The sequence below is a fragment of the Streptomyces sp. SID3212 genome, from assembly GCF_009865405.1.
GTDB lineage: Bacteria > Actinomycetota > Actinomycetes > Streptomycetales > Streptomycetaceae > Streptomyces.
The window spans coordinates 1-10,405 of sequence record NZ_WWJY01001269.1; the positions used below are offsets into that span (position 1 = coordinate 1).

Here is a 10,405-nt window from a genome sequence, read left to right on the forward strand (position 1 = left end):
CCAACCCCAAGCGGCTCGAACTCTGCAGCCCGAACGCCAGCCGGTCCGGCATCCGGGATCCCCGCTTCACCCGGACCAACCCCAAGCGGCTCGAACTCTGCAGCCCGAACGCCAGCCGGTCCGGCATCCGGGATACGCCCACCACCCGGTCCGACCCCAGACAGACCGACATCCGAGAACTCCGCGCCAGGCAACCCGACCCCGGGCAAACCGAATACCGGCGTCCGAGCACCAACCGCCCCCGCCTCCGGGATCCCGGCTTCACCCAGTCCGACCCCAGGCAGCTCCGACTCCGCCGCCTGGACGCCGAACGGTCCGGCATCCGGCATACGCCCACCCCCCGATCCGACCCCAGACAGACCGACATCCGAGAACTCCGCGCCGGCCGGGCCGGCTCCGGGACAACCGGATCCAGGTTGAACTGGTCCAGCTCGACCGGATCCAGGTCCCTCGGCTCCCCGGTCCGGGATGCCCGGCTCCTCGGCTCCCGGCAGCTCCACTCCCCGGGGCCCGGCTCCGTACAGCCCAGATCCGTCCAGCCCAGATCCGCGTAGCCCAGATCCGCGCCGCCGCATCCAGGGCGGCCCCCCTCCTGCCGATCCGCCACCCCACACCCCCACCTCGGGCGGCCCCTTCAACGGCACCGGGCCCACCGGGTGCAGGTCGTCGAGCCGCAGTTCCGCCTGGCCGGTCAGGCGGGCGAGTGTGGTCGCCGTGTCCAGCGTCTCCGCGTCCGGTGACGCGTGCGGCCAGCCGAGGCGGCCCAACTCAGCGGCGTCCGGGGTCAGTCGCAGTTCGTCCTCCGGAACGGTCAGGCACACCTGACCGTCGAGTTCGAGCAGCCCACCGCACTCCTCCAGCGACGCGAGCACCGACAGAACGGCTCCCGGGCTCCCCGCCAGCGGGCCCAGCGCACGCAGCACCGCCGTCACCAACTGCGGCTCGACCGGGCGGTCCAGTCGCCGCACGATGAGCTCGCCGACCTCCGCCGACGACAGCGCGGGCAGTTCGACCACCCGGTCGGCCGCCGCGAGCAACTGCCCGCCGCCACCGGCCTGCCCCGGAATCATCGGCCGGCCCGCCAACACCACCGGCACACCCGCCGGGCGGAACGCGCGCAGCAGCAGCCCCAGAGCGGAAGCCGTCGCATCCGGCATCCGGTCGGCGTCATCGACGACCAGGGCGAACGGGACCTGACGAGCCGCGTCCGCCAGCACCTCGCCGAGCGCGGAGAGCAGGGCCACCTCCCCGCCACGGCCGACGGACCGCGACTGCGCCCGCCGCACCACCGTCACGCGTGCCAGGATCCGACCGTCGTGGATCTTGGCGAGTACGCCACAGACCGCGTCCGCGAGGGCGGCGGCACCGGCCGGCTCCTCCGCGACCTCCCAGCCGAGCCGCAGAACCTTCGCCCCCTTCTTGGCCGCCGCCCGTCGCGCCTCGTGCAGCAGCGCGGTCTTGCCCGCGCCGGCCGCGCCACTGACCAGGAGGGTCCGTACCGCAGCCCCGGTGGCTCGTAACGCCCGTGCCACGTCGCCGACTTCGTCGTGCCTACCGACAAGAGGTGAACGGTACTGCCGCACGACAACTCCTCGTTTGTCCTGGTTCGCCACGCCGAACCGCCCGACGGATTGCGGGGTTTGCGTGAACCTCCCGAACAAGCCACCATCATTTGCGTCAGGTTGGCCATGATGGCAAGCGTGCTAGCGGGGTCGGTCCGTGGGGTGCGGTGGGCCGGTTCCGTAACCCGCCGGGTGGGTACGGGGCCAGGGCGGTACGGAGCGGGCGCGCCGCCCACCCCGCCCACCCCGTACGCACACCGATCGAAGATATGAAAGATATGGCGGAATCTGTGGCTGCTCGGACAGACACCGCGTTGGTCTTCGGCGGCTCGGCCGTACGTTTCCACGGGGCGGGCGAGCGTCTGCTCGGCCGGGACGCCGAGTCGGCCGAGATCGACGACGTCCTCCGCGACCCGAACGGACCGCGCGTGGTGCTGGTCCGGGGCGAACGGGGCGTCGGACGAACCGCGTTCGTACGGGAAGCCGGCGAGCGGCTGCGCGCCGAAGGGGTCGCGGTCCTGGCGGTGGAGTGTGTTCCGGGTGACGACGAACGTCCTCTGCTTCTCACCCTGAGAATGGTCATGGCGCTGGAGGACCACCGAACTGGCGTGGCCAAGCGCCGACCGACCCAAACGCCGTCCGGAGGTGCACTGCCCGGGGCGCTGTCCGCAGTACGAGAGGGCGACGGTACGGCGATGGCGGAGGCACTCGCCACCGCTCTGGCCCAGCCGACACCCACGATCGTGACCGTCGAGGACGCGCAGCACGCGGATGCCGAATCCCTGGCGTTGCTCGGTGAGTTGGACTTCTCCGAGCTGTCGTCGGGCGTCCGGTTGGTGGTCACGGCGGTCCACAACTCGGGGCCGGACGGTACGCCCGAGGCCAACGCGTTCGCGAGGGCGGCCGGGGAGGCGGGCGCTGCCAGGGACGCGGGGGCTGTCGAGGCGGCCGGGGGTGCCGGGGACGCCGCGGCTTCCGGAGCCACACGGCTGGCCCGAAATCCCGCCGCGCACACCATCGTTCTGTCGCGCCTCGGTACGGAGGACGTCACCGCCCTCGTCGCGCAGCGGTTGCGGGCCGTGCCCGATGACGTTCTCGTACGGCGGGTCCGCCGGCTGAGTCGTGGGATTCCCGGAGTCGTCGACGCCCTGCTCGTCGCGTGGGCGGGGCAGGGTGCGATCCGTATGGCCGACGGGCACGCCTTCCTCGGTGTCGGAACACCGCCGCCGGTCCTACCGGACGACGACAGGTACGTCGTGGCCCTGCGGTCGCTCGGCGAGCCCTGCTGGACCGTGGCCGGCGGGCTGAGCGTCCTGTGGCCGCTCGGCCCGCCGGCCGCGGAGTTGCTGGCCGGAGCGACCGGTCTGTCCGCCGAGGTGGTCCGCCGCAGCGTCCGCTCTCTGGTGTACGAGGGCATCCTCGACGAACTGCCCGGACAGGACGGCGCCCCGCTCCGAGGATGGACGTTCCGCGTGCCGTTGGTGGCCCACGCCGTACGGGAACGCCTGGGGCCGCTGGAGCGCGGCCGGCTGTCCGCCGTCGCGGTGGAGGCGTTGTGGGCGGCAGGAGCAGCAGCGGCCAAAGCAAAAGGGGCCGGAGCAGCGGCGGGCGAAGCAGCGGCAGCCCCCGCCCGGACACACGAGGCCAAGGGCGCGGCCCCCGCCCCCGCACCGGAACCACCACAGGCCCCCTCGCCCCCACCCGTACGCGCAGCCACTCCCGCCCCCTCCCCCACCCTCCTCCCCGAGGCCGACGCCACCACCTACCTCCCCGACCGGATCGCCGAAGCCGGGAACCTGGTCGACCCCGAACGGGCCGTCGCCGAGCTGACAGCCGCCGCCCGGGCCCTCTACCCCGACCTCGACCGCCGGGGCATGCTCCGGTGGTACCTGGGTGCCGTACGCCTCATCGAGGAGCCGACCGCCCGCGGCCTGGCCGTACTGCGGTACGGGCAGGCCGCCCACGGCAACGGTGACTACCCCACCGCCCGGCGGTCGGCCGAGTGGGTCGTGTCCGCCCCGGCCGAGGGGCTCGACGCGCTGGCCCTCTACGAAGCGGCCACCCTGCTGGTCGCGGCGACGGCCGCCGACAAGGACTGGGCGGCGCTGTCCCGCATGGGCGACGCGTCCTGGTGGGACACACTGCCGCTGCCCGCGATAGCCACCGTGTCCGGACGCATTCAGGCGCTCTGGCAGTTGGAGAAGTGGCAGGAGGCCCTGGCCCTGCTCTCGCGGACCGAACCGGTGTGGCGGGCGACCCCCGACAGCCGCGCGTTGCTCGAACTGTTCGGCAGAGTCGCGGAGTTCGTGCTCGGCCGACCGGAACGGTTCACCCGCGCACTGACCTTGCCGGAGGCACCCGACCTGCCGCGCAGCAAGGTGTTCGCGATGGTCATCGCCCAACTCGACGTGCTGCTCGGCACCGGCGACCTGCGAGCGGCCACGACCCTGCTGGCCGACCGGCACCTGACGCCCGAACTGCTCCCCGCAGGGAGCCGGTTCCTCCTGCTGCACCTCCAGGGCCGCTGGGACGAGGCACTCGCGCTGGCACGCCGTCCGCTGGTCGACGGCGGCGTACTGAACGTGGTCCCCGGGCACCATCTCCTCCCCGCCCGCACCGCCGCCGTCCTCCTGGCGAGGGGCCGTATCACCAGCGCGAGCCGCCTGATCAGCAGCACACGTGGACAGGACAGCAGCACGCTCGGGCAGAGCAGCGGCACACTCGGGCAGATCGACAAGCAGGCCGACGGCCGGTCGGACGATCCTGCCGACGGCCGGGCCGAGCGCCAGGTCAACAGTCCGCCCGACGGCCAGGGCGACGCCCCGTCCCACCACCCCCCGTACGGCCCCCTCCAACACGTCCTCGACCACACCGACGCCGAAATCCTCCGCACCCTCGGCGATCCCGGCCGCGCCGAGCACGTCCTACGGCGCGGGCTCGACGCGGCGGACGCCCACGGATCCGTCTACGGCACCGACGAGTTGTGGGCCTCGCTCGCCGAGGTGCACGCGGAGGCGGGGCGCACCCGTCAGGCGCTCGCCTGCCTGGCGCGGCTGGAGCGGCTCGCCGGGCGGACCGGAAGCGGGCAAACCGGCAGCGGACGCACGGCCAGCGGGCAGACCAGCAGCGGACGGACGGGGAGCCAACGGACCCAGCTCCTCTACCTGCTGACGTACGTCCGCGTCCTCCGGCCCGACCCCCACGACGCCCGCAGACATCTACTCCAAGCCGTCGAACTGGCCCGAGCACGTGGTCAGTTGTTCGAGACAGCGGTAACCCTCGCCGCCGCCGCGCGCGAGAACACCGGTCCGGTGGCGCCGCTGCACGAGGCGTACGAACTGTTCGGCGAGACCGGTGCCGCCCTGTGGCGCTTCCACACCAGGACCGCGATGCGCGAGACCGGGCTGGCCGTACCCGGCCGCAAGCAGGCCACGGCCGAGAACGACCACCTCCTCGCCACCCTGCTGGCCGAGGGCCTCACCAACCGCCGGATCGCCCACGTACTGCGGCTCAGCGAGGACGCCGTCGCGAACCGTCTGTCCCGGCTCTTCGCCCGTACCGGCATGCGCTCCCGCACCGAGGTCGTGACGGCCGTACTCGGCGCCGGCCCACCCCTGCCGCCGCCCCCACCCCTGCCCCCGCCGACGCCGACTACGCCGTCCCTCTCGTGACAGATTTCCCTGCCCTTGACGGAACAGGGGCTCACGGCATCACATCCGCGCAACCACACATGCCACGATCGGCCTCCTGAAGCGCATGAACCACTTGAGTCCCAGATGGAGAGGGCACATGCCTCAACAGGTACTCACCGACACCGTGCGTGTGGCGATCCACTCACCCGACGCCATCGTCCGCGCCGGGCTGGTCAGCTACCTTCAGAGCGACCGCCGCACCCGCGAGGTGCCACCGGACAAGATCCGGGAGGCCGACGTCATCGTCGTCGCCGTGGACGTCGCCGGCGCCTCCTCCCTCGACCTGCTGAGCAGCCTCTGCGACAAGCCGGAGGCACGTTTTGTCATGGTCGTGGGAAAGCAGTGGCAGGCGGATGTCTCGGCCGCGGTCGACCGCGGGGTCCGGGCCGTCCTGTGGCGCGACTCCTTCAGCCCGGCGACCTTCATCCAGACCCTGCTCACGATCACCGAGGGCGGCGGCAGTCTCCCACCCACCCTCCAGGGCACACTGATGGAGCAAGTCCGACGGACCCAGAGGGAAGTTCTCTCCCCACGGGGTCTGACGGCATCCGGGGTCAGCCCCCGCGAGGTGGATGTGTTGCGCCTCGTCGCCGAGGGCGAGGAGCTGTGCGACATCGCGACAAAGCTGTCGTACTCCGAACGCACCGTCAAATACATCCTGTACGGCCTGATGAAGCGCCTGCACCTGCGCAACCGCGCCCACGCCGTCTCGTACGCCATACGAACCGGCCTCATCTGAATCCGACTCCCCTGGCTCGCATGTCTCTCCCCCCGGCCCACAACACACAGCCACCACACACCCACCCCACACCCAACTCACACTCAACCCCACTGGTAATCTCCGCTCACTTGTGCGGGGGCGACGACCCTCGCGGGGAGGGACATCACGTGGGCAGACACGCCCTGGGACGGGGCGGTTTTACCGCCGCCGTCTCCTCATTCGTGGTCGCGGTCGTGACCACGGCCGCCACCGTTTCCTCCGGGGGCGTCAACTCCGCCCAGGGAGCCACGACCGCGGCCACCACCACTGCGGCCGCCACTACTACGGCCACCTCCGCCGCGGCCACCTCCACCACACAGATCACACTCCCCGACCCGAACTCCGGCCGCCCGCGTGTCGACCGGCCGCTCAGCGCCGGTACGTCCGGGTTCCTGCACCGGCAAGCCGGGGTCGGCGGACTGCTGTGGACGGATTACGAGAGCGGCAGGACCGTCACCGTCGAGAACGCGGCCGGTGTCTACACCCCCGGCCAGGCCTGTACGGACGTCAACTCCGACTGCCGTACGGCCTGGTACGGCGCGGACAACGACCTGGTCGCCCTGCCGTCCGGCCTGAGCAGCAAGTCCGTCACGCTCTGGGACCCGGCGACCCGCGCGCTGTCCGACGTCACGTCCAAGTACTACTACCGGGCGCTGGCGGGTGACACCGTCGTCACCGAACGCACACTGATCGACAGCGTGAACGGCGACCGGCGCGAACGATTTGTCAGTGGCGACTGGCTCCTCATCCCGGACAACGCGATCGTGGCCGCGGACACCTCCGGTGTGCTGGTCAGGCACGGCTCCGACGTGTTCTCCATCAACTTCGAAACGGCCGTCAGCACAGAGGTGTTCACCGGCCTGTCCGCCATCTCGTCGCAAGTGGCCTACGTGCAGAGCGAGAAGTGGATCGGCTGGTACGACATTGCCTCAGGCGCCCTCCACCTCAAGTCCCGTGCCGACCCCGGCGCCGACGAACAGGTTCTCGATCTGCCGGAGTTCGGCGACCTCGCCGGCTCGCCGGTCCTGCTCGACGACCGGCTGTTGCTGCCCACGTACAAGGCGACGACCGGCAGCGCGATCACGGAGGTGTCCCTCGCCGACGGCTCCTCGCGCACGCTGCTCGATTCCGCCGGCGCGTACGCGGTCAACGGCCCGGGCGGCACCGCCCTCGTCACGGGCGGCACAGGACCCACCGACTGGTGGGTGCAGCGGGTCGGCCGAGCGGCGGACGGTACAACGGAGTTGACGAAGGTACGCGCCGTCCCCGCGACGGAGAACGTCAAGACCGGCATCGCGCTCAGCCGGGGCAGTCTGCGGGTCGCGGAGCACGACCTCAGCCGCGGCGCCCACACCACCTCGGTCCGGACGCTGACCACGAACGGCAGCACCACCCTGTCCGCCGCTCCGGCCACGGGGAGCCGGACGATCAGCCCCGCGTGCCCGTACACCGGCGTCAACTGCACCCCGCTCTGGGGCAACAACGGCTCCCTTCCCGAGGACGTCCACCTCGTGAGGTTCGAGGACGTCGACGGCGACGACGCGAGCGGTCTGGAGAAGGCGGACAAGCTCGTCTCCATGAATGACGAAACGTCCGACAGCGTGCTGGAGTTCAAGACCGGGGGCGGCGCGATCGTCGACGTCTCCGACGGCTACGCGGTCTACAACTCCGGTGGCAGCACGCCCATGCAGTACGTCGGTGAGTTCGGCCAGGGGCAGCAGCTCAAGCGCACGATCCGCGCCGCCGCCCTCAACGGCTCCACCCTCTGGAGCGCCACCACGACCGCCGGCACGATCACCTCGTACAGCCTCACCGACAAGAAGACACTCAGCACGGTCAAGATGCCCGGCGCCGGCTGCGTGCCGACCGAGCTCCAGGCGGCGGGGCGCTGGGTGTACTGGGCCTGCGGGACCACCTCGGCGGGCCTGTACGACACCAAGGCGGGGACGTCGGTCGCCACCCAGCCGGGGGACGTCCTGCTCGGCGACGGGTTCGCCGTACGGCACAGCCACACCGCGGACGAACTCGTCCTGACGGAAGCGGCCACCGGCGCCACCCGCGTGCTCGCCTCCGGGCTGGCGCAGGCCGGCCAGGCGGGCTCGGGACCGGCCGTCGACCGGCGGCACCGGTGGACGGTGGACGAGTACACGGGGCTGGTCGCCTGGTTCGACGCGTACGAGCAGACGCACGTCGCCACGACCGGGGTGACCCCGTCCGCACCGACCCCCTACAACACGACGGTCGACGACCTTGTCCGGGCGAAGTCGTCGGACTCCGACTCCAAGGCCTGGAACGGCAGTTGGCTGCTGTCCCGGCCGGTCACCTCCTGGTCCCTGGCCTTCACCTCGGTCGGGAGCGGCGAGAGCGGCAAGGCCGCCCGTACGATCACCGGCGGCGCCGCGTCCGCCTGGCTGGACACGTCCTGGAACGGCAAGACGGCCGGTGGGAGTTACTTCCCCAACGGCCGCTTCACCTGGACCCTCAAGGCGACCGGCCTGGGCACGGCCACGGCGTCCAGCGTGGCCACCGGCACGGGATCGATGTCCGGAGGCGCGGCGACACGTCACGACTTCAACAGCATCGAGGGCGATCCGGACGGTGCCGGGGACATCCTCACGCTCAACTCCTCGGGCGGCTTGACGTATCAACTCGGCACAGGAGCAGGGAAGTTCAGCGATAAGCTCACGGGTACGGGGTGGGCCACGACCATCAAGGCCATCCCCTTCGGTGACCTGAGCGGCGACCGCTGCAACGACGTCCTCGTCCGCCTCAGCAGCGGGGCTCTGCGCCTCTACAAGCCGGGCTGCACCACGGCGCTCAAGCCGACGACGTCGTACACGACACTCGGGACGAGCGGCTGGACGCAGTACGACATCCTCACCTCACCCGGCGACATCAGCGGCGACGGCCTCCCCGACCTGATCGCCCGCAACACCTCCACCGGGACGGTCTACCTCTACAAGGGCACGAGCGCGGGCAAGCTGTCTGCCCGCGTGAAGCTGTACGACAACTGGAAGACGTACAAGAAGATCGTCGGCACCGGCGACCTCAACGACGACGGCAAGGCCGACCTGATCGCCCAGGACAAGTCCAACAACCTCTACCGGTACGCGGGCAAGGGCAACGGCACCTTCGCGGCCCGCGTCAAGGTCTTCAGCGACTGGGGCGGCTCGTACAACGTGATCGTGGGCACGGGCGACCTCAACCACGACGGCAAGGCCGACCTCGTCTCCCGCGACACGTCGGGCGTGCTGTGGCGCAACTACGGCGACGGAAAGGGCTCGTTCGGGGCGCGCACGAAAATCGCGACGGGCTGGAGCGGCTACAAGTCGCTTTCCTAGCGGGCTGCTTGGGGTCGACGCGATCGCTCATACGCCGGAGGGGCCGGGAGACCATCAATCTCCCGGCCCCTCCGGCGTGTGGCGGAGGAGGTGGACGGCATGCCGCAAGCCTCCCGCGTGCCGCCCCGAGCGCTGGCAATCCGGGCGCCGGCAATCCGGGCGCCGGCAATCGGGGCGCCGGCAATCGGGGCGCTGTTACGCCCGGTGGTTTTGCGTCGCCGAGCGGCGGCGGGACGAGACGACGACCATGGCGGCGCCCGCCGCGACGGTCAGGGCGGAGGCCGTGCCCAGGAACCAGGTCGGGATGTCGGCGCCGGTGGAGGCCAGGTTGCCGGTGCCGAGGGGGGTGGATCCCGTGGTGCCGCCGGCGGTCGTAGCGGCTCCTGTCGTGCTGCCGCCTGTTGAGCCTTCGGTTGTGCCTCCGGTCGTACCCGTCGTACCCCCGGTGTCGGGGTTTCCGCCCGTGCCTGAGCCGCCCGTGCCCGATCCGCCCGGCAGTTCTCCGGCCTCGCTCAGGGCGAGGTCCAGGTCCACCGGGTCCAGTGCCGTACCTGCGGTGTAGAAGCCGCCGAAGGCCTTCGCGCCGGGGCCGGTGAGGGTGGCCGCGATGTCTTCGAGCGAGATCACGTCGTCGATCGCCTTCAGGTCGGACGGGGTGGCCTTGAGGTCGGCGAGGACCACGTCCTGGGACGTCTTGCCGAGGCTGTCGACATCGGCGGAGAGCGTGCCGGTTCCACCGTCGAGTTCCACCCGCAGGCCGCTGAGTGTGAGATCGAGGCCGTACGAGCCCGCCGACTCGTGGCCCTTGAACGTCACCGAGCCGGCGAAGGAGGCGGCCAGGGTGTCGGCGTCGAGATCGTATGCGCCGGTGCCGTCCGTGAAGGTGAAGTCGCCGTTGCCGGTCGCCTGCGAGGCTCCGTCGGCGGTGCTGATCTTGCCGTTTGCCGCCCCGTCCACGACGTACGAGCGGAAGGATTCCTTTACGCCCCAGCCGAGTTGGCCGTCGGCGACGTCACCGTGGTCGGGCGCCTCGGTGGGAGTGGGGGTGGG

General features: G+C 71.3%; 5 protein-coding genes. 3 read left to right on the top strand and 2 right to left on the bottom strand.

Annotated elements, in window-relative coordinates:
* On the bottom strand, positions 1-1,583 hold a 1,583-nt coding region (locus GT042_RS37890; RefSeq protein ID WP_161313198.1), incomplete at its 3' end, for an ATP-binding protein.
* 269 nt (positions 1,584-1,852) lie between these two features.
* Between GT042_RS37890 and GT042_RS37895 the strand changes: the two genes are divergently transcribed.
* The 3 genes from GT042_RS37895 (at position 1,853) to GT042_RS40255 (ending at position 9,355) form a co-directional block, all read left to right on the top strand.
* The gene (locus tag GT042_RS37895; protein ID WP_161313199.1) at positions 1,853-5,233 is read left to right on the top strand and encodes an AAA family ATPase; all 3,381 of its coding nucleotides are present in this window, start codon (positions 1,853-1,855) and stop codon (positions 5,231-5,233) included.
* Between the two features lie 118 nt (positions 5,234-5,351).
* Positions 5,352-5,993, top strand: coding sequence for a response regulator transcription factor (locus tag GT042_RS37900; protein WP_161313200.1), 642 nt, complete (start codon positions 5,352-5,354; stop codon positions 5,991-5,993).
* 149 nt (positions 5,994-6,142) lie between these two features.
* Positions 6,143-9,355, top strand: a complete 3,213-nt coding sequence (locus GT042_RS40255) for a VCBS repeat-containing protein (protein WP_161313201.1) — start codon at positions 6,143-6,145, stop codon at positions 9,353-9,355.
* A gap of 195 nt (positions 9,356-9,550) precedes the next feature.
* Here the strand turns inward: GT042_RS40255 and GT042_RS37910 are convergent.
* A partial coding sequence (locus tag GT042_RS37910; protein WP_202534840.1) for an HtaA domain-containing protein occupies positions 9,551-10,405 on the bottom strand: 855 nt, incomplete at its 5' end.